We start from the raw sequence: 24035 nt of genomic DNA, 5'->3' as shown, positions 1-24035 counted from the left end.
GTCTCACAGACGCGGGTCCACCGGCTCCGACTCCAGTGCCAGCACCCCGAACACCGCCTCGTGCACCCGCCACAGCGGCTCGCCCTCCGCCAGCCGGTCCAGGGCTTCCAGGCCGAGCGCGTACTCACGGATCGCGAGGGAGCGCTTGTGGTTCAGGAAGCGCTGCCGCAGCCGGGCCAGGTTGTCGGGACGCGTGTACTCCGGACCGTAGATGATCCGCAGGTACTCGCGGCCCCGGCACTTGATGCCGGGCTGTACCAGACGCCCCTCCGCCGAGCGCACCACCGCGCCCAGCGGCTTGACCACCATGCCCTCGCCGCCCCGGCCCGTCATCTCCAGCCACCAGTCGACGCCGGCCCGCACCGACTCCGGGTCGCCGGTGTCGACGTACAGCCGCCGGGTCGTCCCCAGCAACCCGGTGCCGTCGTGCTCGACGAGCCGGTCGAGCAGCCCGAGCTGTTCGTCGTGGGGCAGTCCGGCAAGGCTGCGGCCCTGGACGGCGAGGATCTGGAACGGCGCCAGGCGCACGCCGTCCAGGCCGTCCGTCGGCCAGCAGTAGCGCCGGTACGCCTGGGTGAACGCGGCCGCGTCGACGGCCCGTTCACTCTGGCGGGCGAGCAGGTCCCGCACCTCCACACCCCGGGCCGCCGCGCCCTCCAGCGCGGCCAGCACGCCCGGGAACACCGCCCCGGAAGCGGCGCCCACCGCCGCGTACTGGCTGCGCAGCAGTCCCTGCGCCTTCAGCGACCACGGCATGAGTTCGGCGTCGAGCAGCAGCCAGTCGGTGTCGAGTTCCGTCCACAGCCCGGCCGCGTCGATCGCCGACCGCAGCCGGCCGAGGACCGCCTCGGTGACCGACGGGTCGTCGAAGAACGGGCGGCCGGTACGGGTGTACAGGGACCCGGTGGGGCCTGCCCCGATACCGAAGCGCCGCTGCGCCGTCCCGGCGTCCCGGCAGACCAGGGCCACCGCCCGCGAGCCCATGTGCTTCTCCTCGCACACGACCCGTTCGACGCCGTCCTCGCGGTACTGCGCGAACGCCTCCACCGGGTGCTCCAGGTAACCCTCCACGCGCGAGGTGGCGGTCGGTGCCATGGTCGGCGGGAGGTAGGGCAGCAGTCGCGGGTCCACCGCGAAGCGGCTCATGACCTCCAGAGCGGCGGCCGCGTTCTCCTCGCGGACCGCCACCCGGCCGGCGTGCCGGGTCTCCACGGCCCGGCGGCCGTACACGTCCGCCAGGTCCAGCGGACGTCCGTCGTGGCCGCCCGGCGCCTCGCTGCGCAGCGGCTTCGTCGGTTCGTACCAGACCTGTTCGGCCGGTACGTCGACCAGTTCCCGCTCCGGCCAGCGCAGCGCGGTGAGCTTGCCGCCGAAGACGGCGCCCGTGTCCAGGCAGATGGTGTTGTTGAGCCAGGTCGCCGCCGGGACGGGGGTGTGGCCGTAGACCACGGCCGCCCGGCCCCGGTAGTCCTCCGCCCACGGGTAGCGCACCGGCAGGCCGAACTCGTCGGTCTCGCCGGTGGTGTCGCCGTACAGCGCGTGCGAGCGGACCCGGCCGGAGGTGCGGCCGTGGTACTTCTCCGGCAGACCGGCGTGGCAGACGACCAGCCGGCCGCCGTCGAGGACGTAGTGGCTGACGAGCCCGTCGATGAACTCCCGTACCTGCTGCCTGAACTCCTCGCTCTCACCCTCCATCTGCTCGATCGTCTCGGCCAGGCCATGGGTGTGCTGGACCTTGCGGCCCTTGAGGTGGCGGCCGTACTTGTTCTCGTGGTTGCCGGGCACGCACAGGGCGTTGCCCGAGCCGACCATGGACATCACCCGGCGCAGCACGCCCGGGCTGTCCGGGCCGCGGTCGACGAGGTCGCCGACGAACACCGCCGTCCGCCCTTCCGGGTGGACACCGTCCTTGTAGCCCAGCCTGGCCAGGAGCGTCTCCAGCTCGGACGCGCAGCCGTGGATGTCGCCGACGATGTCGAACGGGCCGGTGAGATGGGTCAGGTCGTTGAAACGCTTCTCGGTGACGACGGTGGCGTTCTCGACCTCCGCCACGCCGCGCAGCACGTGCACCTTACGGAAGCCCTCGCGCTCCAGGTGCCGCAGCGAGCGGCGCAGCTCGCGGGTGTGGCGCTGGATCACCCGGCGCGGCATGTCCGCCCGGTCGGCACGGGCCGCGTTGCGTTCGGCGCACACCTCCTCCGGCACGTCGAGCACGATGGCGATGGGCAGCACGTCGTACTTCTTGGCGAGGTCGATCAGCTGACGGCGCGAGTCCTGCTGCACGCTGGTGGCGTCGACGACGGTGCGCCGGCCGGCCGCGAGGCGCTTGCCCGCGATGTAGTGCAGGACGTCGAAGGCGTCCCGGGTGGCGCTCTGGTCGTTCTCGTCGTCGGCGACCAGGCCGCGGCAGAAGTCCGAGGAGATGACCTCGGTGGGCTGGAAGTTGCGGCGGGCGAAGGTGGACTTGCCCGATCCGGAAGCGCCGACGAGGACGACGAGGGAGAGGTCGGTGACGGGCAGGGTGCGCCCCTTCTGGATCTCGGTCATGCCGCCTTCGCCTCCTTCTCGTTCATCTCGTTCTTCTCGTTCTTCTCGTTCGTCTCGTCGTTCTTCTTGTACTTCTCGTCCTTCTCGTTCGGCGTCGTCATCCGGAACACCGCCATCTGCGTGGGCGGCCCCACCTCGGGGTCGTCCGGTCCGACCAGCCTGAACTCCACCTCGTAGCCGTACCGTTCGGCCACGGCCATCGCCCAGGCGCGGAACTCCTCGCGCGTCCACTCGAAGCGGTGGTCGCCGTGCCGGACGTGTCCGGCGGGGAGCGTCTCCCAGCGGACGTTGTACTCGACGTTCGGGGTCGTCACGAGGACCGTGCGCGGGCGGGCGGCGCCGAACACCGCGTACTCCAGGGCGGGCAGCCGGGGCAGGTCGAGGTGCTCGATCACCTCGCTGAGCACGGCGGCGTCGTAACCCTTGAGCCGCTTGTCGGTGTACGCCAGCGAGCCCTGGAAGAGCTGGACCCGCGAGGCCTGCCGCTCTCCCATCCGGTCCAGCTTCAGCCGGCGGGCGGCGATGGTCAGCGCCCGCACCGACACGTCCACGCCCACGATCTCCGTGAACCGGACGTCCTTCAGCAACGCCTGCACCAACTGCCCCTGGCCACAACCGAGGTCGAGGACCCGGGCAGCCCCGGACTCCTGGAGCGCGGCGACGATCGCGTCCCGGCGCCGCACGGCGAGCGGGGTCGGCTTCTCCTCCGTCTCGGCCTCGGCGGCCACCGCGTTGTCGATCTCCTCGACGTCGCTGTCGTCGGTCTCCGCGAGCCGTACCAGCTCCAGCCGCTCCATCGCCTCCCGGGTCAGCGACCAGCGGCGCGACAGGTAACGGCTGGTGATCAGCTTCTGCTCCGGGTGGTCGGGCAGCCAGCCCTCACCGGCCCGCAGCAGCTTGTCGACCTCGTCGGAGGAGACCCAGTAGTGCTTGGCGTCGTCCAGGACGGGGAGCAGGACGTAGAGGTGGCGCAGGGCCTGGGCGAGAGTCAGCCGCTCCGACGTGAGGACGAGGTGCACGTACCGCGAGTCGCCCCACTCCGGGAACTCGGCGTCCAGCGCCACCGGCTCGGCGGTCACCGTCCAGCCCAGTGGCTCGAAGAGGCGCTCCACCAGGCCGGGGCCGCCGCGGGCGGGCACCGCGGGCACCTCGACCCGCAGCGGCAGCGGCTGCGCGGCCCGCTCCGGGCGCGCCTTGCACACTCCGCGCATCGCGCTGGAGAACACGGCGCTCAGCGCCACCGCGAGCAGCGAGGAGGCCGCGTACGGACGGTCGTTGACGTACTGCGCGAGGGCCGCGTCGGGCGCGCCGCCGCGCCCCTTGCCCTTGCCGCGCCGCACGAGCGCCACCGCGTCGACCTCCAGCAGCAACGCCGCCGTGCAGCGCGCGGCGTCCGCCTCGGGGTAGAGGACGTGTGCCGTGCCGTAGGAGGTGGAGAACGCCTGCGCGTTGTCGGGATGCTTGTGCAGCAGGAACCCGAGGTCGGTCGCGGGGCGCTCCTCCGTGCCGGTGGTGCTGATCGTCAGGAACATGCGTCCGAGTCTCCCGGGCGAACCGGCCGTTGACCACCGCTTTTCCCAGGTTCGGGCGCCGCGTCGTGCGTACGGTCGATCATCGTTCGGGGGCTGTGCGGTGCGTGAGACCGCTCAGCGTTCAGGCGCCGCGTCGTGCGCGCGGCCGCTCAGCGTTCGGGCGGCGCGCGGCGCGTGCGGGCCTCAGCGTTCGGGTGCCGTGCCGTGCGGTGCGTGCGGTGCGTGCGTGCGGTCGCTCAGCGTTCGGACCTCTTCCACGCGCTCACGCCCAGCTTCCCCGTGGTCCCGAGGTCGAGGTGGGGAGTCACCGTGACCGGCGCGGCGCCCGGCTTCGCCACGACCCTGGTGTAGGGGGCGTTGACGGGTGTGCCGGCCTCGGTGGTGTTGCGCCACATGAGGCTCGCCGTCGCGCTCTCGCCGTGCTTGAGGGTGACCGGCCGAGGCGGGTCGTCGAAGCCGTCCAGGAGCGAGATGCCGCCGCTGCCCCGGAAGACCTTGACGCCGTCGATCCGCTTCAGGTCCTCGTCCAGGACGGTCACCTGCGGGTAGCCGTCGACCGGGTAGTCGCGGGTTCCGCAGTTCTCCAGGTGCAGTCCCACGATCCGCAGTCCCATGGCCGCGTCACCCTCGTCGGCCCACACGCGGACCCCTGAGGACGGGCACTCCCCCGGCGCGGCCGGTGCCTCGGCCGCGGGGACCCGGGTCACCTCGGAGATCTTCACGGCCTCGGCGGTGGTCGCCAGTGCGGCATCGGCGGCGTCGACGCTTCCCTTCACCGTACGGCCGGGGCCGACCGCGTTGACCGTGCGCCGGACGTTGCCCAGCACCTCGCCGCCACTCCTCGTGAAGTCGAAGGTGATCGTGTAAGTCAAGGCCTCAGCCGCACTGTTGGTGACCTCGTAGGCGGCGGAGACGCCCCCCGAGCCGCCGCCGAGGGTCACGGAGTCGACCCGGGTGATCCGCACCCCGCCCTGCTCCGCGTCGGACCCCTGGGGCTGCGGCACTCCGCCGCCCGGCGAACCCGGCGAACCGGTGACCTCCGCTCCGCAGGCGGTGAGGACCAGAAGGGTTGCGGCCGCGACGGCGGCAGCCGGGACGAGGGAGAGGGGTCTGCGCATCGGATCACTCCATCAGGGGACGACTCCCCGAACTGTGGCGGAAGCCACAGTTCCGGCCACAGGCGTGTCACAGATGTACAGAGACCGGCTGCGGCACCAGGTCACGCCGACATCGACACCCACACCGGCGCGGGGCGCGGCGGGGCGGGGCCGCCCCGCCGCCTTCTCCTTCGTACGCCTACGCCAGTTGTGACTACGACAATTGCGACTGCACCTGGGACGAGATCGGCTCCAGGTGATCCAGATCGGCGAGGTCCAGCATCTGGAGGTAGATCCGTCGGGAGCCGACCTCCGCACAACGGCCGATCTTGTCGACGCCCTCGGCCGGGGAACCCGCCAGGCCTTTCGCCTTCAACTCGTCGGCGTACTGCGCGGCCAGCCGCGGTGTGCGGGTCGCGCCGAGGCCGCCGATCAGCACCGGGACCTCGCGCTGCGCCGGCTTGGGCAGCACGGGCGAGTCGCTGAGGTCGTGGTACTCCCCGTGGAACTCGAAGGACTTGCCGACCTCCGTCGCCCACAGCCCGGTGACGATCTCCAGTTGCTCCTCGATGCGGCCGAACTGCTCCTTCGGCAACGGGATCCCGTACGCCGCGTGCTCCTCCTCGAACCAGCCCACGCCCAGGCCGAGTTCGACGCGGCCACCCGACATCTGGTCCACCTGCGCGACCTGGATGGCGAGCACACCGGGCAGCCGGAAGGTGGCGGCCGTCATCAGCGTGCCGAGCCGGATGCGCTTGGTCTCGCGGGCGAGCCCGGCGAGGGTGATCCAGGCGTCCGCGGGGCCGAGCAGGCCGTCACCAGAGCCCATCTTCAGATAATGGTCTGACCGGAAGAAGGCGCCGAAGCCCAGGTCTTCGGTGGCCTTCGCCACGGTGAGCAGGGTGTCGTAGGTCGCCCCCTCTGCTGGGGCTCAGTCAAGCTCTGCTCATGCACCCATGGCATCGAGACGGAGGTCCCCTCCGTAGGGGTGCGACTTCTACCCGGCCGCGTGCCACCACCAGCAGCGACGGGACCGCATGACGTGGACCAAGGTGCCGTTTTTCAGGGGCGGCAGCAGCCTGGTGCGGCCGGCGTGGGAAGCGCTCAGACCGTACGGCTAACCGTCCCATCGCTGTGTTGCGTCGCGTGGCCAACTCATTCACGGAATATCCGAATGATCCATGTCAAGCCGTGTTCACAGACGTTTCCGAACCCGAAGCGCGCCACGAGACCAGCGCCAAGGATGCGACCACCGTTTGGGTACTGCAGCCGAGCACGGTCCGGGTTACCCCCCAGTCACGTTGACCTGCGGGGATGGGCCGACCGTGCTTAGTTTGACGAGTGGATATGCGAGACGGTGATTGCTGGCTAGAGTCGTCTTGTTACAGCTGGTTGTGGGGACAACCAAGGTGCCTTTCGGCTGCCGACGTCCTGGGGAGGGCCTGCAGCACATGAGTCGTCGCTCTACTGGTTTTGTCGGAGTCTGGGCTGAGATGCAACGGCAGCAGCAGCGTCAACTGGAAGCCGAAGCCAGACAGCGGAGACAGCAAGAACAGCAAGCGCGGGCCTACCAACGGCGAGCTGCCCAGAGCCACCGCGACTACCGGCAGGCAGAGGCTCTACAGCGCACAGAAGAGCTGGACGCGCAGGTTGTGTCGCTGCAAGGTCTTCTTGCCTCGGGCTGCCAGGCTCCCGCCTTCAGAGCCGCCTCCCTCATGCGACCTGAGGAGATCCAGCCCTTCGCTCCAGGACCATTGGCGCAGCCGGTGCCCATGCCGGACTTCGATCACTACCAAACGCAGAGTGGCTGGACTGCGAATCGCCGGGCCCAGGCGCAGGCCGAAGCACGAGCACGCTTCGAGCGGGACTGGCAGGCTGCCCAAGCTGCGGAGGCTCACCGACAGCAGCAGCTGGCTGCGTACCAGCGTGAGTACCAGCAGTGGGTCGATACTCAGCTGGCTGATGTACGGCGCCACAACGCTGGCGTCGTGGCGATAACCGAAGGCGTAAAGAGCCGGGATGCCGATTCCGTGATCGAGTACTTCTCTGCCGCTCTCTACGCCTCGACGGCTTGGCCCGAAGGTTTCCCACGGCAGGTGGCAGCAGCCTACGACCCTGCAGCCCGACAGTTGGTGCTGGACTGGGAGTTGCCCGCTTACAGCATCGTGCCGGAGGTCAAGGCCGTTCGATACATGTCCGGGGTCGACCAGGATAAGGAGACTCCCCGCCCGGTAGGCCAGCGCCGAGCTCTGTACAGGGAGGTTCTGGCTCAGTGCATGCTGCTCGTTCTGCACGAGCTGTTCGCCGCGGATGAGCTGGATGCGCTTGAGTCGGTGACCTTGAACGGTTTTGTCGACGGGCACGATCCCACGACGGGCCGACCGGGACACATCATCCTCGCGACCGTCATGGCCTCGCGCTCATCGGTCCGTGACTTGCACCTGGCGCAGGTGGACGCAGGTAGTTGCCTGGCTGACGCACTGCGCGGGCAACTCTCCGCTCGGCCGGACCAACTCACACCGGTACGGCCGAGCAGGCGGCCGCACGATGTCGGGAACCGCGTTGTCGCCCATGGCAGCGACGAGGAACCGGACCTGTTCGCCATGGACCCGATTGCCTTCGAGGGTCTCGTTGCCGATCTCTTCCGGGCCATGGGGATGCAGGCGGTGACCACCCAGCGTTCAAACGATGGCGGTGTGGACGTCGACGCCCTGGATCCGACACCGATTCGAGGGGGCAAGATCGTCGTGCAGGTGAAGCGCTACCGCAACACGGTGCCGCCCACCGCTGTGCGTGACCTGTACGGAACCGTGCAGGACGCCGGCGCGAACAAGGGTGTTCTCGTGACGACCTCAGGGTTCGGCCCTGGCTCACACACCTTCGCCAACGGCAAGCCGCTGGAACTCATCTCGGGGGTCGAACTCGTAGACCTGCTGCATCGCCATGGGCTGCGCGGGCGGCTCGGCGAGGGCGGTAGGCAAAGCTCATCGCAGTCGACGCCCTCTGTGCCGAACGATTACAACGTTCTGGGCATGTCGTGGACCGGGAGCGTCGCCTTGGACGTATGCGCTCTCGTCTGCCGCGGCAACAGGGTCCTCAGTGACGATCACTTCGTCTTCTTCAACAACCCGCAGTCACCGGACGGCTCGGTGCGTGCTCTCCCCGCCACTGCACCTGACAAGGCCGCAATCTGTGTCTCCTTCGACGGGTTGCCTGATGAGGCTGACCGGTTCGTTCTCGTGGCCGCCATCGATCCAGAGGTCAATCCGGATGCCGACCTCTCCGGTTTCACGGACGCTTGCATCCGCCTGCTCGACCCGGGGCTGGCTGAGCTGGGACGACTGGAAGTTTCCGACGGCCGACCGAACGAAACCGCCTTGGTGCTCGGCTCTTTCCGCCGAAGGACGAACGGAGACTGGGACTTTGTCCTAGGCGGCAAGGGCTACACAGGCGGCCTGGAGGAACTTGTTCAGGATTTCGGCATCGAGGTCGAGTAGCTCCACCTGGGGCCGGAACTGCTGACGGCTGTGAACGCGGCTTGATGGTCCATGTCAAGCCGTACTCAAAGACCGTTTCACCCTGCCACCGTGCCCGACTCCTCAGCCCAACCCTCACTTGTCGAGTCTTGAGTAGATCAATGCGGTATGGCACGCGGGGGCCGACATGCACTCGGCCTCTCCTGCGTACATGGCGACCAAGGAGTCGTTACTCCTCCACCATGTGTCCGTCATCCCCTTGACCTCTTCGACCGGCTCGAAGCCGTCAAGAGCTATTTCGCCGACGCGATCACCAGTAAGCCTGGTGACCTGCTGTGCCCACATCGGCGCATGGTGGGCAAGCGCGACGGACTCCACCCACCCCTCGACGGTTCGGTGAAGATGCGAAGATCCATACCGCCATCCTGCACTCAGGAGTGCCCGTGCACCTCACCGGTCCCACCGGCCCCTCCCGTCCCCGGTCGGGTGAAAATCGTCGACCCCGGACCGGGGGGCTGAGCAGGGCCAGTGACCCGGCCTTGCGGTGATCGTTGGCTTGGGCGGAGCCGGACCGGCCGGCGCCCGCGTCGGCCGTCACCGCTGGGGCGTCATCCGTGTCAGCCTCCGTCAGGGGCCCGGGCCGAGGAGGCCGCTTATCCGAGAAAACCGTGCCGCAGCAGAGCGGCGGCAACGCTCGGCCCAAGGGTCTTCATGGCGGCGCTGAACGCGGACCTTTCCGCCCTGACGAGGCCGCCCGCCGCGCCCCAACGCCCCAACGCCCTGAGGCCCTGAGGCCCTGAGGCCCAAGCCTGAGGGTCACGGCATGGCCCATCCCGTCGTGCGCCCGCAGCGTCGCGCCGCCGGACCCCTCAGGAACCGGGGTGTCGCGCCCGTCTCACCTCTCCGGCAGCACCTGATCCCGGTCCGCCAGTTTGCGCAGCATCTCCCGGACCCGGTCCCGGGATTCGTCCGCCGCGTCGATCGCCTCCATGCACTGCCAGTACGTCCCCTCCTCGTCCGCGCCGCTGGCGATGCCGACGAGGGCCATACCGACCTCGCCCAGCAGGCGGCCGAGGCTGAGCAGCGCCTCGCGGGCGTCGTCCAGTTCGGTGAGCTGGGCGGCGCGTAAGTCCCCGGGATCGAGGTCCGGTGCGTCCAGCACACCGCAGCCTCTGCCCGCCAGTTCGGTCAATCCCAGTGCCTCGCCGCGCAGTTCGGGCGGTCCGGAGACCGCCAGCCGGCTGCCGATCGCCTGTGCCAGTGCCTGCGCCTGCCACACCTCCGTCAAGGTCTCCGGTACTCCACTGCTCCCGGCGAGAGCGCGTCTGCCCGTCAGGATGAGCCGCACCGCTTCCATGGCCTGCCCCCGTCCGCCGGGACGTGTTCTTCGCACGTCCGCCCGAACTCCGCTGTCCACTACCCAGAGTGAAGGTCCATGGGACGAAAAGCCAGAGGAAGGCGGAAATCTGCGGACAACAAATCGATTTCGACCAGGCGAACAACTGCGGAGAGTGAAAGCGGATCGTGAGACTCCTGCGTGATCGGGTGTGCCGTCACGACCGACTGGCGTCAGGCCCCCCGGGTCGGCAGGATCTGGCGCCGGGCCACGGCCTGAGGGCGCCAAGTCCTGAGGGCGCCATGTCCTGACGGCCCCACGGCCCGACGGCAGGACCTGGCGTCGTCAGGGCGCGGCGTCGTCACGACTCCCCGGGGCCGGAAACCTCCCCTCGTTCCGGTCGATCTTCGCGTCCAGTGCCGCCAGCGCGTCGATCCCGAGTACCTCGCACAGTTGCAGCAGATAGGCGAGTACGTCGGCGACCTCGTCCGTCACCCGGTACGCGGTGTCCGGGTCGTCCATGACGCGCGCCGACTCCTCCGGCGTCAGCCACTGGAAGATCTCCACCAGTTCGGAGGCCTCTACGCTGAGCGCGGCGGCGAGGTTCTTCGGGGTGTGGTACGGCTGCCAGTTGCGCGCCGCCGCGAACTCGGCCAGGCGGCGCTGGAGTTTCGCCACGTCCAGATGCTGGGGCTCTTCGGTCACGCGTCCAGATGTACCACTGTCACTCCCTCCACCCCCGTGGCCCACGAGGCGTCGCTCACCGCGCCGACGCAGCGCAGATGCCCACGCTCACCCATCCGTGCCGCCAGCCGTAGCAGTTCGGCACGCTGCCGTACGTCAAGGCCCCGGTCGAAGCCGTCGGCGAGCACCGTCAGCGTCTGCATCGCGGCGGGCACCTCGCGGGCCGGGTCGACCTCCAGGACACCGGGTCCGGTCAGCAGCACCAGGGCGAGGGCGACGTAGCGCAGCTCGCCGTCGCCGAGCCGGCCGAGCTCGGTGCGGATGCCGTCGCCCCGGTCCAGCAGCGCGCGGACCGTTCCGCCGGGCAGCGGTTCGGCGAGCACGTCGGCGACCGGTCCCGCGCACCCGGCCCGGACGACCGCGACGAGCTGCCCGTGCCGCCGCGCGCACTCGGTCCGGGTGCGCCACAGCACGTCGGCGAGGTTGTCGCAGCCGCCGAGCAGCCGGCCGGAGCCGACCGGAACGGGGGCGCGCATCCGCTCCGGCCGGGGATCGCAGGGGAAGACGGAGCGCAGCGCGACCACCATCTGTTCGGCGGCGGCGAGCACATGCCGCTGCCCGTCCGTCTTGCCTGCCACCCGCAGCGGCAGCAGGGCGGTGCCGAGCCGGTCGTCCGGCAGCGGAGCGCGGGTCACCGGCGCCGCCCCGGCCGTGTACCAGGCGGCCTGTACGGCGCGGCGGCCGGGATCGCGCAGGGCGGTCTCCAGCAGGACCAGTCCGCCGGCCGTCAGCCGCTCGCCCACGATGCGCAGTTCGGGCTCGGCCTGGACGGCGACGTCGAGCCGCACCGGTCCCGCGGGGCCGTCCGCCGTACAGCCGATGCGGAAGCCGCGGCGGCGCTGGGCGTCGGGCCGGGCCCGTTCGGGTACGCAGGCGGCCGGGTCGGCGAACACCTCGCCGAGTTCGGCGCCGCCGCCGAGTTGGGCGAGTGCCTCGTAGGCTCGCAGCGCGCTCGACTTGCCGCCGCCACTGGGACCGGCGAAGAGGGTGAACGGTCCCAAGGGGAACCCCGCGCCCCGGTGTCCCGCGAAGGCGGACAGCCGCAGTTCGGTGAGGCGCGGCCGGTCCGGGACCGACCGACCGTCGTCCGGCACGGAGGGAACCGCGGACCCGGAGGGAACGATGGCCCCGGAGGGAACGGAGCGGACGGCGGACACGGAGGCGGCGTTGGGCGGAGAAGACGCGGAGAAAGCGGTCGACGCTGTGGACGCCGAGGAAGCAGAGGAAGCAGAGGAAGCGTTCGACGCTACGGACGCGGTGGGTGCAGCGGATGTGGCGGATGCAGTGGACGTGGCGGATGCAGTGGATGCGGCGGACGTGGACGGCGCGGAGGAGGCCGAGAGGGCCGAGGACACGAGAGGCAGGGCCATATCCGGACGGTAGGGCTCCGATGTCAGCGGAACCGTTCCGTCCGGGGAGGCTTTCCTACGATCGAGGGACCCGACCGGTGGACCACGTCAGGTGCCGGAGACCCCCGCCCCCTCCATGAGCCCGCTCACCTCGGTGCCGGGCGGGGTCAGCAGGAACACGTTCCGGTCGACCCGGTGCATCCCGCTGGCCAGTCCGAAGACCACGCCCGTACTGAAGTCCAGGACCCGCTTGGCGACCTCGGTCTCCGCGCCGGTCAGGTCGAGCAGCACCGGGATGCCCGCCATCAGTGTCTCGGCGACCTCGCGGGCGTCGGCGAAGACGTTGACCCGCAGGACGACGAACCGGCGCCGGGTCTCCGTCACCGCCTCCGGCAGCGAGCGGTGGCCCACCGCGGACGGCCAGGCGTCCCTGCCACGCAGCGGAACGACCTGGGCGAGCCCTTCCCACTGTTCATCGGTGGCGTCGTAACGGCTCACCGGCTCCCCCGATCTGACTCGTGCTCAATGCCTGCACCAGCCATTCTTACTCCAAGTCACCCGTTCGGCCCAACAGCGACACGGTGCGCGACCGGTGGAATCCCGTTCGGACCGCGCCTCTTACCCGCCTCACACCGGACTCTTCACGTCCTGCGACACCCCGCTCACCGGGTGCGACTACCGTCCCGTGCCGTGCACTTGGCAGAAACGCAGCTGGTGACACCCGGTCGGCGGACGCAGTCGGCGGTGTCCGCCGCCCCGGGAACCCCCACGCAATGGCATCGGGTACTGACCCTCCTGGCCGACATCAGCCTCTTCATCGGAACGCGCACGGTGTGGACGTCCGCGGCGAGCCACCGGCCGGCCGTGGCCGCCGCCGTCTCGGTCTGTTACGTCTCGATCCTGGTGTGCGGGGTGCTGGCCCTGGTGGTGCGCCGGACCCGGTCGCTGGCGCGCGTGGACCTCTGCGTGCTGCTGACCGCGGCGACGCTCACCCTGTGCGCGTGGAGCATGACCCACAACGGCGGCGACGAGGCGGTCCTCACCACCCAGGCCGCCAGGGAGCTGGTCGCGGGCCACGCCGTCTACGGACAGCCCTGGCCCTGGCTGTTCACCCACGGCGTCGCGGTCACGCCGACGGTGAGCGGCGGCTACGACTTCACCTACGGGTATCCGCCGCTGGCCCCGCTGCTCACGACGCCGCTGCTGTGGCTGGGGCACGCCGGCACACCCGCCACGGCGATGACCACCGGCGCGCTCGTCGTCGCCGCGGCGATGACGTGGCGGCTGCTGCCGGTGCCGTGGCGGTCGGCGGCGACCATGGTGTTCCTCGGCTTCGGCCTGCTGCCCTCGTACGCCCGGCTCGGCTATCCGGCGATCCTGGCCCTGACCCTGCTGGTGCCGGTGGTGGTGCGCTGGCCGCGGATCGGACGGGGCGGGCGGCTCGGGACGTCGGGGATCGCGCGGGCCGCGTGCCTCGGAGCGGCCTGCGCGGCGCAGCAACTTCCCTGGTTCCTGGTGCCGTTCCTGCTGGCCGGGATCTACGCCGTGCGTCGCGGCGAGCTGGGCGGTCGCGCGGCGGCGGCCGTACTGCTGCGGGTCGCCGGGGTCGCCGCCACCGTATGGCTGCTGGTCGACACGTACTTCATCGTGCACGAGCCCCGGACCTGGCTGGGCGGGATCGCGCTGCCCCTGACCCAGGGCGCGGTGCTGCACGGCCAGGGCCTGGTGGGTGTGTCGCTGTACCTGACCGACGGCAGCGACCGGATCGACTGGTACGGGCACGCGAGCCTGCTGCTGGCCGCCGCACTGCTGGCGCTGTTCGCGCTGTTCGTACGGCGGCTCGGGCCGGCGGCGACCGTGCTGCCCTGGTGTGCTTTCTATGTGGCGACGCGCTCCCAGGACGGCTACTACCTGATGATGACGCCGCTGTGGCTGGTGGCCGCGGTCACCGCTCCCCCGGCGGAGTTCGCCGGCGCGTGGCAGCCACGGCCACGCCTGGTGCGCGGTCCGCGCCGTCGGCCGGCCCTGGCCGCCACCGCCCTGCTCCTGCTGGCCCCGGCCCTGGCGAGCGCGGTGTGGGCGGTGACGGGGACACCGCCGCTGCGGATGCGGGTCACGGCGGTGCGGCAGGTCTCGGCGACGGCCGTGTCCCTGCTGAGACTGCGGGTCACCAACACCGACGACAGCGCGCTCACCCCGCACTTCACGCTCACCACGGGCCAGGGCATGAACAAGTACTGGTCGATCACGCGGGGCCCGGCGACGCTGCGCGCCCACGCCACGGCCGACTACGAAGTGCGCCCGCCCACGGGCAGGTTCACCCTTCCTCGTCCCGGCGTACGGGTCCGGCTGCGGGCCTTCACCCCCACGCCGCAGACCCTGTCGAGCACGGACGTACGGCTCACGCGGCGCGGGTGAAGCGGAGCGTGGTGGTGACCGTGGTCAGGCCGCGGAGCATGCCCAGCTGGTTCCAGCCCATCCCGAACTCCGCCCGGTCCACGACGAACTCGGCGTTCAGGGCGATCGCTCCGGCGTCCGCCCCGGTCAGCTTCGCGGGGAAGGACAGCGGGCGGCTGTTGCCGCGCACGGTCAGCAGGCCGGAGACCTGCACCGTGCCGTCCTCGCCCGGCTCGGCGCGATCCGCCACGAAGGTGATCTCGGGGTGGTTCGCGGCGTCGAAGAGATCGGCGGACCGCAGGTGGGTGTCGCGCTTGCCGTTCTTGGTGTCGAGGGAGGCGACGTCCAGGGTGATGGTGCCGCTGGCGGTGCCGTCGGAGGCGACCTCACCCTGGCCGGCCACACCGTTGAAGGTGCCCTTTACGTTGACCAGGCCCCACATCGTCCGGTGCTGGAGTACGACGGTGGAGGCGCTCGGGTCGAGCTGCCAGAGTCCGGTTTCCACGGCGACGGTCATGATCCTTCTCCAAGTGGTCCAAATTTGGATGTCCGAAGTCCGTCACACTAGTCGGAGATCCAAAATTGAACAACCTACTCGTGCAAAATTGGACAACAGGTAGAATCGAAGCCATGGCCGCCCCCGATGAGCACCCCGCCGACCTGCCTGAATGCCCGTCCGCGCAGGGCAACGGACTGCTCCCCACCGAGCTGCGCGCCTGGATGCTCCTGCTCGCCGCGACGGGGGCGGTGGAGCAGCGGCTGCGCTCCGTGGTCAAGGAACGGCTGGACGTCTCGCACGACGAGTTCCTGGTGCTGTGCCTGCTGGCGGAGCACCCGCGGGAGGGCGTGCGGATGACCCGGATCGCGGAGCTCCTGGGCCGCCCCAAGACCCGGCTCACCTATCAGATCGCCTGCCTCCAGCACACCGGGCTCGTCACCCGCCGGTCGGTCTCCGGCGACAAGCGCGGCGTCGAGGTCGCCCTCACCGACAAGGCCCGCCGCCTGCTGCGGGATGCCTCGGGCCCCCTCTCCGAAACGGTGACCGAGGCCCTCGCCGGCGTCATGGGCCCGGACCAGCGCGAGGCGGTGTGCGGGCTGCTGCCCGACCTCACGGGGAGCGAGCGCGGCGCCGCGGCGGAGTGAGCGGTCCCCGCCACAGCGGCGGGGCGGCCCCGCCACGGCGGAGCAGTCGTCCCGCCACAGCGACGTGGGCGGCCGTCCCCGCCACAGCGGCGTGGGCGGCCGTCCCCGCCACAGCGGCGTGGGCGGCCCCGCCGTGACCGGCCTGTCCAGCCCTGCCCGCTACCCCCTCCCACAGCCGCGCCCTCCTCGCTTCCGCCCCTGGCGACTCGCCTCAGGCCGCTTCGGCCAGCAGATCCAGCAGGGTGGCCCGGGCCCGCGCCACCCGGGAACGCACCGTGCCGACCGGGCAGTCGCTCAGCGCCGCCGCGTCCGCGTACGGCAGGCCCAGCAGCTGGGTGAGGACGAACGCCTCCCGCCGCTCGGCCGGCAGCAGGGCCAGCAGATCCAGCAGGGCGACTCCGTCGTCGAAGCCGGGCAGGCCGCGCGGCTGGGCTCGCTCGACCGCCGACTGCCAGTCCGGTACGTCGCACAGCCGGGGCCGGGTGGCCGCGTACCGGTAGCTGTCGATCACCGCCCGGCGGGCGATGGAGAGCAGCCAGGACCGGGCCGAGGAGCGCCCCTCGAAACGGTGCAGACTTCCGAGCGCCCGCAGAAACGTGTCCTGGGCCAGATCGTCGACCGCCTGCGGATCGGCGCAGAGATGGGCGACGTATCGCAGGACGTCACGCTGGAGCGCCCGCACCAACTGCTCGACCGCCCGCGCGTCACCGCCCCGGGCGGCGAGCGCCCAGGCGGTGATCGACTCGTCGGTCGATATCGCCCTATCGCTTTTGTCGCGGGGGTCATCCCATTTGTTGTGCGAGGCGGGCAGGGTGGAGGAGATCACCTGATGTCCTTCTCGGTCGTCCGAGGCGTCCGAGTCGTCCGGGCGCCCCGGATCCGGACCCCGGAACATGCGAGGGCACGGGCGGTCCGGTGAGCGGAAGACGGCCCTACGACGCCTGTACGGGCGTACGGCCGTGACCCGAGGCGCACAGGGGCGGCCCCGGGATACCAGCTGTCGTCAGCCGACAGCGGTGACCGCGGGCGGTCCCCGAGAGGTGATCGTGTGGACGAGAAGGAGAAGACGCGGCGCCCGGGCCGAGCGGGGGCGGCGTACGCCGATGCGCGGGCGGTCCGGGGTGGCGGGCAGGGCGAGCAGCAGCCGCAGTGGTGCCACGAGCCGGCCGGCCACGGCCCGCAGGATGCGGAAGGCGGCCTTCTCGCCGTAGGCCAGCCAGAGCCCGCACAGGAGCGCGGCCAGGAGGTGGACGGCGAGCATGCCGAGGGAGGACGAGCCACCGTCCATGGACGATCCATCCATGGACGACCCCATGTAGTCCATACGATCCACCTGGCCCATGTGATCCATGTGGTCCAGGTAATCCATGTGGTCCATACGACCGACGGAACTCATGTCCATGTGGACCGTGTGGTCCATGTCCATGTGCGCGTCCATGTCGGCCGCGTGACCCATGTTCATGTGGATCGCATGGTCCATGTCGATGTCGGCGAGGTCCCGGGACATCGGCCCCGCCAGCGAGAACGCGGAGTGCAGTGCCGCCTGAGCGGCGACGACGGCGGCCACGACCAGTGGCAGTCCTCGCTCACGGCCCCCCAGGCACCAGCCGGCGGCACCGGTCGCGGCAAAGCCGACGGCCAGCGCCCAACCGGGCACGTGCGAACCAGACATCAGGACGTGCCCCAGAGCGGCGAGCAGCACACAGACGGCCGCGAACACCGCGGCTCGTACCGTGCGAGAACACCACCCAGCAGTCATGGCGCCCCATCCTCGCATCCGTGTTCCGGTCGTCAGACGTGAGTACGCACATTCACGGCTGGGACGCGGGTCGGGTCAGTCCCAGAGCACGCCGAAGACCATCAATACCCCGATGAACAGCCAGGGAACCGAACCGACGAAGAGTACGAAGCACACGGAGAGCACGGAGAGCACGATGAGCCCTCCGAGGGGGAAACCACCCAGACCGGCGGCGGGGTGCGCGCAGACCGGCGTCCGCCGCGGGAGCCGAAGGCCTATGTGGACGCCTGGTCGTTGTCCTTCAGCGCGCCCCAGCCGTGCCAGCGCTCGACCTCGATCCAGGCGCTGACCCGAGGACGTACCCGGTCCCGGTAGGGCGTGCCGATGTAGTGGGTGGCGATGCGGTCGATGTCGGTCAGTGACTCGTCGTCGTACATCTCGACGACGCGGCCGATGAGCGTGACGTGGGTGTACCAGTCGTCCCCGGCCAGCACGGTGAGGGTCACACGCGGGTCGCGGCGCAGGTGCTTCAGGCGTACCCGGCCCGCGTCCAGGTTGATCAGCACCCGGCCGTCGTCCCAGAGGTACCAGGTGGGCGTGGAGACGGGCGTGCCGTCGGCGCGCAGGGTGGCCATGACACAGGGGTTGGGGCGCCGCAGCAGGGCGACGGCTTCGGGGGGCAGCGGCGGCTTGGACATCAGGGCTCCTCTGTCGGTCGGACTGTCGGGCTCTCGGGTTGTCGAACCCTCGGGCTGACGCGCTGTCGAACGCTCGCGCTGTCGCGCTGTCGCGCTGTCGAACTGTCGGGCTGTCGGGCTGTCACGTGGGTTCAGGTGGCGGGCTTCTCGTCGAAGCTGGCGAAGTACGCGGCGACCATGTCCTCGTCGGCGTGCCCCTGCGCGGCGGCGCGTTCCATGCGCTCGGCGCTCGCGGCGGCCACGTCGAGCCGGACCCCGTTGAGCGCGCCGGCCTCGACGATCAGCCGGGCGTCCTTCGCCGCGGTCGTCACCGCGAAGGACGCCGGGGTCAGCCGGTCCTCCAGCAGGAGTTCGGCCTTGGAACGCAGGTATCCCATGTCCAGCGGGCCGCCCGCGATCAGGTCGAAGAAGTTCTGGGGATCCACGCCCAGCGCCTTCGCCAGGGCCAGCGCCTCACCGGTCGCGGTGGTGGCCGCGATGACCCAGCTGTTGGCCACCAGCTTCAGCCGGCTGGCGCTGCCCGCCGCGCCGTCCTCGCCGGTCCACACCGTGCGGGTAGCCACCGCGTCGAACACCGGCGTCACCAGGTCGCGTGTCTCGACCGGCCCTGCGGCCAGCACGGTCAGCTGACCGGCCTCCGCGGGCTGGCGGGTGCCCAGCACGGGAGCGTCGTAGAAGTGCAGGTCGTGCTCGCGGGCGAAGGCGGCCAGGTCGCCGATCGCCCCGACGCCGGCCGTGGTCGCCTGCGCCCAGGCGGCCCCGGGACGCAGCGCGGGCGCCGCCTGGCGCATCACGTCCAGAGCCGAGGGGCCGTCGTAGAGCATGGTGAGGACGACATCGGCGCCCTGGACCGCCTCGGCGGGCGTGCCGGCGACGAAGGCACCGTCGGCGGCCAGCGGTTCGGCCTTGTCCCGGCTGCGGTTCCAGACCCGGACGGTGTGTCCGGCGCGGGCCAGGTTGCGGGCCATGGCGGCACCCATGATGCCGGTGCCCAGGACGCTCACGGTGCGGTGGTCGCTCATCGTCGTCGGTCTCCTCTGCTACGTCGTTGCCGTGGGGTGGGGCGGGGCGGGACTCGGCCCGAGTGCCCGGCGCGGACGCGAACCAGTCCGTCCAGCGAGATCTTCCACCAACCGGGCGTGCGGCACACCCAGCCGCTCCCGCGGCACGCCGTCCGCTTCGTTGTCCCGCTTCGCCGTCCTGCCGCGCCGTCCTGCCTCGCCGTCCTGCCTCGCCGTCCTGCCTCGCCGTCCACGGTGTGCGCGACCGATCGGAGGTCTTCGTTCCGCTCACTCGGGTACCCGGTGTCCCGCAGACGCGCAGTGGGCCGGACGGCCCGCTGCCGCCGATCGCTGACAAGGAGGAACAGATGAGCACGGTCAAGGAAGCGGTGGACGTCCAGGTTCCCGTCCACACGGCCTACAACCAGTGGACGCAGTTCGAGGAGTTCCCGAATTTCATGGAGGGCGTCGAGGAAGTGAGGCAGCTCGACGACCGGCACAACCACTGGACCACGAAGATCGGCGGCGTACGACGCGAGTTCGACACCGAGATCATCGACCAGATGCCGGACGACCGGATCACCTGGCGGGCCATCGACGGCGACACCCAGCAGCGGGGATCGGTCCGGTTCGAGCGCCTGGACGACTCCCACACCCGTGTGGAGCTCACGATGGACGTCGAGCCCACCGGCATGGCCGAGAAGGGTGCGGACATGCTGGGCGTCATCGACCGGCGGGTCAAGGGCGACCTGCATCGCTTCAAGGACTACATCGAGCACCGTGGTGACGAGACCGGCGCCTGGCGCGGACGCATCCGGCCCGGAAACCCCGGCTCCCCCCTCTGACTGACATCTCGGGACGCTCGTACACCCACGGGCACGCGTCCCGAGCGGCCCCCACCCCGGTGGCCGCTCGGGGCGCTCGCAGATCGGGGGCCGGGGTCCGGGGGCCCCGATCGCTAGACCTCTTCCTCCATGCCTCTTCCTCCATACCGATCGCCTTGCGCAGGTTCTGGTCGGCCTTGCGCCTGGCGGCATGTCCCTGTTCGATCAAGGCGGCCGCGATGCTGTCGAGCTTGCGCTGGAGGGCGTGCTCGGCACGACGCTCGGAGTTCTTCAGCAGGGCCAACAACAGCAGGTTGACCGCCGCCATGACGTCACCGATCAACTGCTGCCGGCTCAACACGAGGCCGGCTGCGTGGATGGGGCGACGAAGGTGGCCACGAGAGCGAGGCAGAGGCTGTAGAAGAGCATGGAACTGGTGAAGTTGGAGGCCGCCTCGGCCAACCGCTCGAAGTAGTCCCGTCCGTCGCGAGAGCGCTTCGCCGGGTGCGGCACGGCATGCCCCTCTCGAGTCGCCCTCGCTGCCGCGCGTTCAGCGCGGCCCGCCCGAGACCTGCTCAGCGGCCCCGGTAGTCACGGGCTGGGCCCAGTGTCACGTCAATGGTGATATTTTCTGCGGCCGATTGACCTTGCTCACGACACCTCAGGGGGACCCCGATGACCACTCCGCCGCCGCCCGGCCTGAACCCGTACAACCAGCCCGCCACGCCGGTCCCCGCCCGCCGCTTGAGCGTCAAGGGCGTCCTCAAGGGAGTCGTCGGCGTCGTCGTGGCCGGTGTCGTCGTGTACGGCGGTTACACGACCTGGTTCGGGGGCGCCGCGACCGCCGACGCGGGTGATTGCCTGCACGCCGCCAACACGGAGGCCACCGCGGTGATATCCGTCGGCGATCCCGAGTTCGAGATCGTGGACTGCGGCACCCCCGAAGCCCAGTTCAAGGTCGCCAGCCGCGCCTCCGGCACGGACGGAACCTGCGACAGTCAGTACCAGCGCTACACCCAGGGCGGCGCGGGCCGGGACTTCACCCTCTGCCTCGAACCCCTCAGGTGAGCCCTCGCACAACTGGCTGAGGGTTCCCGGCGCCGGCGTCCGGCCACCGACGCCGGGAACCTCCGCGGCACCGCGCCGCGCGTCGTCAGGGCCGCGAGCACGCCGGTCGGTAGTGACGCCCCGTCCACCCAACCGGGCGCCGGCGTGCCCTCGTCGGGCTCGGCAAGGCTGTTGGGAAGGCATTCGCCGTCAGGTCGGCCCGGTGTCGCCTGATGACAACGATCACCGGCGACTGTGCGGCCCATGCATCTCCGTCACCTCGCCCTCGTCAGCGCGGCAGCCATCCTCGGTGTGACCTCACTCGTCACGGCCGCGGAAGCCAGCGACAGCCACCACACGCCTGTCCGGATGAATCAGATCCAACTGTTGGGCACGCACAACAGCTACCACCGCGAACTGTCCTTCGCGGAGAAGAAGATCCAGGGCGAGTCCGACCCCGACAACCTGTGGTACTCGCACCCGTCCCTCCCTGTGCAGCTCGGCCAGGAGCCGGTGCGCCAGCTCGAGCTCGACGTGATGCCCGACAGCGACCAGGGCGGCCTCTACACCAAGCCGCTGATCCGGCAGCAGGCCGGACTCCCGCCGCTCGCGGACCCCGACCTGGCGGGCCCCGGCTTGAAGGTCATGCACTGGGCCGACCACGACTACAACACCACGTGCTCGACGCTGGTGAAGTGCCTGCGGCAGGTGAAGACCTGGTCGGACGCGAACCCGGACCACGTGCCGGTCCCGATCCTGCTGGAGCTGAAGTCGACCGACCCGAAGATGGAGGCGCAGGGCGGCCCCAAGAGCCCGCCGTGGGACGCCAGGCAGTTCGACCGGCTCGACGCCGAGATCCGCTCCGTCTTCGGCGCCGAGGACCTGATCACGCCCGACACGATCCGCCGCCCGGGCCTGACCCTGGAGCAGTCCGTGCTGCGCCACGGCTGGCCGAGCCTGGACCGCTCGCGCGGCAAGGTCATGTTCCTGATGGACAACAAGGACACCACGCTGCAGGCCCCTTACCTCGCGGGGCGGCCGAGCCTGGAGGGCCGCGTGCTGTTCACCGACTCCGCCCCGGGCCGCCCGGACGCCGCTTTCCTGGAGGAGAACGACCCGACCGGCGCGAACACCGCGAAGATCCAGGACTGGGTCCGCAAGGGCTACTTCGTCCGCACCCGCAGCGACGTACCCTTCGGCGCCGCCAAGTCCGGTGACACGACCCAGCTCAAGGCCGCCCTGGCCAGCGGCGCGCAGATCGTCAGCACCGACTTCCCCGTGCCCGGCCTCGCCGCCCGCTACGGCAGCGACTACGTCGCCCAGCTCCCGGGCGGCGGCCCCGCCCGCTGCAACCCGGTGATCGCCCCGAAGTCCTGCCACTCCGTCGCGGGCTGACGTCACGCGCCGACCGACAACGTCGCGAAGGGGGCCGGACGCCACGCGTCCGGCCCCCTTCGCACGGTCCACGACGAGCGGGGTGATCAACTGCGGCGGCATCTCGTGAGCCCGATCAAGCAGCAGACCCAGCAACCACTCACCGAGCCTCCGACCGGTCCACCCTGGACTTTCCCGGCTTCGCCCGCCTTCGGACACACGGCTCCTCGCACGAAAGTGATCAACCCCGTGAAGCCCGACGCCGCCAACGGGCCAACGAGCCGATCACTTCTGAAGAGGCATGTCGCACCCGGTCACCAACAGGCGGCACGCATCGCCTCCTGCGCCAACGGGTCCTCGTCCCGTGACGATCAGCCCGTCGTCGAATCCGCCCTCGATGGTCAGCGCGGCACGTACCCGCAACGGAATCCGCTCGTCTCTCAGGAACATCAGGACCGGGGTGGCGTCCATGGGCATCACGACGGCGGGGGCCACGGCCAGGAGCCACCAGTTCGTGCCGGGGAAGAGAGAGCACCGAAGAGAACGGCGAGGACGATGGAGCCCGGCGGAACGAAACCCGGCAAACGACCCTCGCCCACCGAACTACCCAGCGTTCGTAGTTTCTGGCCTCGATGGCGCCGGTGAACAGCATCACGGCGAGCATGAGTTCGACGCACACCTGGATGGTGTGCCCCTGCCTGTCGAGTGAGGCGACCGGACGGTCACTACCGGCCAGTACGACGGATGACCGGTGCAGCCGACAACCGACGACCGACCGAAGGCCCTCAAGGCCGCCCTGGAGTCCCTGACCCTGCTGGGCGCCGCCGTCGGCGTCCACGACACGCCATCCCCGGGAACTTCGTGCGCCGAGCCACATGGTCTACCGACAGCGAGGCGAAGCGAGGGCGCTTGACCTGCGACAGAGCGCTTCGGCGACAGCCGGGAACCCGCAGACACAAACGTGGTCAACCCGCCACTCGCGGATGTCCACTGTCTGGATCATGCTGGGCCCTTAATGTCGCCAGCTGGTTCGGGAAGCATGGCGACAAGGATCTCGGCGGCCTGGGCGACGTTGCCGATGTCGACTGCACGGGCCATGGCGTCACGTGCCGCGTCGGGCGTCGTGTCCGGCGGCACCACCATCAGGGCGAAGTGGTCGTTGTCGCCGCGGGTGACGAGGACGGTGTCGTCGCCGACGGGGAACGAGTCGAGGTGCACGACACCGCCGTCGACGACCACACGAGTCGGGATCTTCTCCCAGGCGGCGGTGTCGAGGCCGACCCTCGTGATGGGGCCGAGGTGCACGGTGAGCGCCCGGATCAGGGCGGGCAGTTCGGTCGCGACATCCCGGGAGCGGGGCCACCACGCGCCGTCGAGGAGCCCTTCACGGGACTGCCTCGTCTGCAGCCGGAGCACCGCCATGCCAGGTTCCACGGATCGGTGGATCTCGTCCGGAAGAAGCTTGTACGGGATGGGAGTATCGGATTCGGCCATGATGGTCCGCCTGCCCGCGCGGGGCCGCCGACACCTCATGGCCGACGAAATACCGCCGTGACCTCACGGTACTCCGCTTGCCTGTGGTCATGCCCGCGAGCATCACCGGGCAACGGGTCGGAAATCGCCTGGCCGGAAGCACTCGTCCGACCACCGGCCGGAGTAGACTGAGGTTACCGGGAGTAACTCGTACACCCGCTCCCACGCGGACGTCGTTTCCGGCGATCAAGACACTGGG

22 protein-coding genes and 2 pseudogenes are annotated in these 24035 nt (G+C 70.4%); 9 read left to right on the top strand and 15 right to left on the bottom strand.

Annotated elements, in window-relative coordinates; translation table 11 throughout:
• Nucleotides 1–3 precede the first annotated feature (3 nt).
• The 4 genes and pseudogenes from ACFV0T_RS31750 to ACFV0T_RS31735 all read right to left on the bottom strand — a co-directional run.
• The gene (locus ACFV0T_RS31750) at nt 4–2547 is read right to left on the bottom strand and encodes a polynucleotide kinase-phosphatase (RefSeq protein WP_385786639.1); all 2544 of its coding nucleotides are present in this window, start codon (nt 2545–2547) and stop codon (nt 4–6) included.
• Nucleotides 2544–4079 (bottom strand): 3' terminal RNA ribose 2'-O-methyltransferase Hen1, encoded by a 1536-nt coding sequence (locus tag ACFV0T_RS31745; RefSeq protein ID WP_385786636.1) that lies wholly within the window; start codon nt 4077–4079, stop codon nt 2544–2546. Before ACFV0T_RS31745 ends, ACFV0T_RS31750 begins: the two co-directional genes overlap by 4 nt.
• A 236-nt stretch (nt 4080–4315) precedes the next feature.
• Nucleotides 4316–5197 (bottom strand): DUF4232 domain-containing protein, encoded by an 882-nt coding sequence (locus ACFV0T_RS31740; RefSeq protein ID WP_385786634.1) that lies wholly within the window; start codon nt 5195–5197, stop codon nt 4316–4318.
• A gap of 193 nt (nt 5198–5390) precedes the next feature.
• Nucleotides 5391–6104: pseudogene (locus ACFV0T_RS31735) on the bottom strand (TIGR03560 family F420-dependent LLM class oxidoreductase); the annotation flags it as partial.
• Nucleotides 6105–6627: 523 nt separating this feature from the next.
• Here ACFV0T_RS31735 and ACFV0T_RS31730 point away from each other — a divergent pair.
• On the top strand, nt 6628–8673 hold the full coding sequence (locus tag ACFV0T_RS31730) for a restriction endonuclease (RefSeq protein ID WP_385786630.1): 2046 nt from the start codon (nt 6628–6630) through the stop codon (nt 8671–8673).
• 874 nt (nt 8674–9547) lie between these two features.
• Here the strand turns inward: ACFV0T_RS31730 and ACFV0T_RS31725 are convergent.
• The 3 genes from ACFV0T_RS31725 to ACFV0T_RS31715 all read right to left on the bottom strand — a co-directional run bounded on the left by ACFV0T_RS31725 (nt 9548) and on the right by ACFV0T_RS31715 (nt 11826).
• Nucleotides 9548–10009, bottom strand: a complete 462-nt coding sequence (locus ACFV0T_RS31725; RefSeq protein ID WP_385786721.1) for a DUF6099 family protein — start codon at nt 10007–10009, stop codon at nt 9548–9550.
• A 324-nt stretch (nt 10010–10333) separates the two neighbouring features.
• Nucleotides 10334–10693 (bottom strand): nucleotide pyrophosphohydrolase, encoded by a 360-nt coding sequence (locus tag ACFV0T_RS31720; RefSeq protein ID WP_385786627.1) that lies wholly within the window; start codon nt 10691–10693, stop codon nt 10334–10336.
• Complete coding sequence (locus ACFV0T_RS31715) at nt 10690–11826, bottom strand: ATP-binding protein (protein WP_385786624.1); 1137 nt, start codon at nt 11824–11826, stop codon at nt 10690–10692. Before ACFV0T_RS31715 ends, ACFV0T_RS31720 begins: the two co-directional genes overlap by 4 nt.
• Before the next feature lie 28 nt (nt 11827–11854).
• Between ACFV0T_RS31715 and ACFV0T_RS31710 the strand changes: the two genes are divergently transcribed.
• Nucleotides 11855–12115 carry a hypothetical protein gene (locus ACFV0T_RS31710; protein WP_385786621.1) on the top strand — a complete coding sequence of 87 codons (261 nt, stop codon included), beginning with the start codon at nt 11855–11857 and terminating at the stop codon, nt 12113–12115.
• 74 nt (nt 12116–12189) lie between these two features.
• Here the strand turns inward: ACFV0T_RS31710 and ACFV0T_RS31705 are convergent, their stop codons facing one another.
• Complete coding sequence (locus ACFV0T_RS31705; protein WP_385786618.1) at nt 12190–12579, bottom strand: cell division protein SepF; 390 nt, start codon at nt 12577–12579, stop codon at nt 12190–12192.
• 192 nt (nt 12580–12771) lie between these two features.
• On the opposite strand from ACFV0T_RS31705, the gene ACFV0T_RS31700 reads away from it, so the two are divergent.
• Nucleotides 12772–14499: a hypothetical protein gene (locus tag ACFV0T_RS31700; RefSeq protein WP_385786616.1), complete on the top strand. Its 1728-nt coding sequence runs from the start codon at nt 12772–12774 to the stop codon at nt 14497–14499.
• Here the strand turns inward: ACFV0T_RS31700 and ACFV0T_RS31695 are convergent.
• On the bottom strand, nt 14483–14995 hold the full coding sequence (locus ACFV0T_RS31695) for a YceI family protein (RefSeq protein ID WP_385786613.1): 513 nt from the start codon (nt 14993–14995) through the stop codon (nt 14483–14485). The two genes, ACFV0T_RS31700 and ACFV0T_RS31695, sit on opposite strands and share 17 nt — an antisense overlap.
• 113 nt (nt 14996–15108) lie before the next feature.
• On the opposite strand from ACFV0T_RS31695, the gene ACFV0T_RS31690 reads away from it, so the two are divergent.
• Nucleotides 15109–15621, top strand: a complete 513-nt coding sequence (locus ACFV0T_RS31690; protein WP_385786610.1) for a MarR family winged helix-turn-helix transcriptional regulator — start codon at nt 15109–15111, stop codon at nt 15619–15621.
• A gap of 211 nt (nt 15622–15832) precedes the next feature.
• Here ACFV0T_RS31690 and ACFV0T_RS31685 read toward each other — a convergent pair whose 3' ends face one another.
• The 4 genes from ACFV0T_RS31685 to ACFV0T_RS31670 all read right to left on the bottom strand — a co-directional run bounded on the left by ACFV0T_RS31685 (nt 15833) and on the right by ACFV0T_RS31670 (nt 19079).
• Complete coding sequence (locus tag ACFV0T_RS31685; RefSeq protein ID WP_385786607.1) at nt 15833–16447, bottom strand: sigma-70 family RNA polymerase sigma factor; 615 nt, start codon at nt 16445–16447, stop codon at nt 15833–15835.
• Between the two features lie 177 nt (nt 16448–16624).
• The gene (locus tag ACFV0T_RS31680; RefSeq protein ID WP_385786604.1) at nt 16625–17380 is read right to left on the bottom strand and encodes a hypothetical protein; all 756 of its coding nucleotides are present in this window, start codon (nt 17378–17380) and stop codon (nt 16625–16627) included.
• Nucleotides 17381–17634: 254 nt separating this feature from the next.
• Nucleotides 17635–18057 carry a PPOX class F420-dependent oxidoreductase gene (locus tag ACFV0T_RS31675; RefSeq protein ID WP_385786601.1) on the bottom strand — a complete coding sequence of 141 codons (423 nt, stop codon included), beginning with the start codon at nt 18055–18057 and terminating at the stop codon, nt 17635–17637.
• 131 nt (nt 18058–18188) lie between these two features.
• Complete coding sequence (locus ACFV0T_RS31670; protein WP_385786598.1) at nt 18189–19079, bottom strand: NAD(P)-dependent oxidoreductase; 891 nt, start codon at nt 19077–19079, stop codon at nt 18189–18191.
• A gap of 347 nt (nt 19080–19426) precedes the next feature.
• On the opposite strand from ACFV0T_RS31670, the gene ACFV0T_RS31665 reads away from it, so the two are divergent.
• The 4 genes from ACFV0T_RS31665 (at nt 19427) to ACFV0T_RS31650 (ending at nt 22324) form a co-directional block, all read left to right on the top strand.
• Nucleotides 19427–19903: an SRPBCC family protein gene (locus tag ACFV0T_RS31665; protein ID WP_385786596.1), complete on the top strand. Its 477-nt coding sequence runs from the start codon at nt 19427–19429 to the stop codon at nt 19901–19903.
• 190 nt (nt 19904–20093) lie between these two features.
• The gene (locus tag ACFV0T_RS31660) at nt 20094–20303 is read left to right on the top strand and encodes a hypothetical protein (RefSeq protein ID WP_385786593.1); all 210 of its coding nucleotides are present in this window, start codon (nt 20094–20096) and stop codon (nt 20301–20303) included.
• 254 nt (nt 20304–20557) lie between these two features.
• Nucleotides 20558–20950, top strand: coding sequence for a hypothetical protein (locus tag ACFV0T_RS31655; protein WP_385786590.1), 393 nt, complete (start codon nt 20558–20560; stop codon nt 20948–20950).
• A 243-nt stretch (nt 20951–21193) separates the two neighbouring features.
• The gene (locus ACFV0T_RS31650) at nt 21194–22324 is read left to right on the top strand and encodes a phosphatidylinositol-specific phospholipase C1-like protein (RefSeq protein WP_385786588.1); all 1131 of its coding nucleotides are present in this window, start codon (nt 21194–21196) and stop codon (nt 22322–22324) included.
• A gap of 264 nt (nt 22325–22588) precedes the next feature.
• Here ACFV0T_RS31650 and ACFV0T_RS31645 read toward each other — a convergent pair whose 3' ends face one another.
• Entirely contained in the window at nt 22589–22774 is a 186-nt protein-coding gene (locus tag ACFV0T_RS31645; RefSeq protein WP_385786586.1) for a hypothetical protein, read from the bottom strand.
• 280 nt (nt 22775–23054) lie between these two features.
• Here ACFV0T_RS31645 and ACFV0T_RS31640 point away from each other — a divergent pair.
• Nucleotides 23055–23144: pseudogene (locus ACFV0T_RS31640) on the top strand (DNA mismatch repair protein MutT); the annotation flags it as partial.
• Nucleotides 23145–23302: 158 nt separating this feature from the next.
• On the opposite strand, the gene ACFV0T_RS31635 reads toward ACFV0T_RS31640, so the two are convergent.
• Nucleotides 23303–23797, bottom strand: a complete 495-nt coding sequence (locus ACFV0T_RS31635; RefSeq protein WP_385786584.1) for a DUF5994 family protein — start codon at nt 23795–23797, stop codon at nt 23303–23305.
• Nucleotides 23798–24035 lie beyond the last annotated feature (238 nt).

This window comes from Streptomyces sp. NPDC059582, assembly GCF_042735715.1.
Classification (GTDB): domain Bacteria; phylum Actinomycetota; class Actinomycetes; order Streptomycetales; family Streptomycetaceae; genus Streptomyces.
This window is presented reverse-complemented; position numbering and strand designations above follow the sequence as displayed.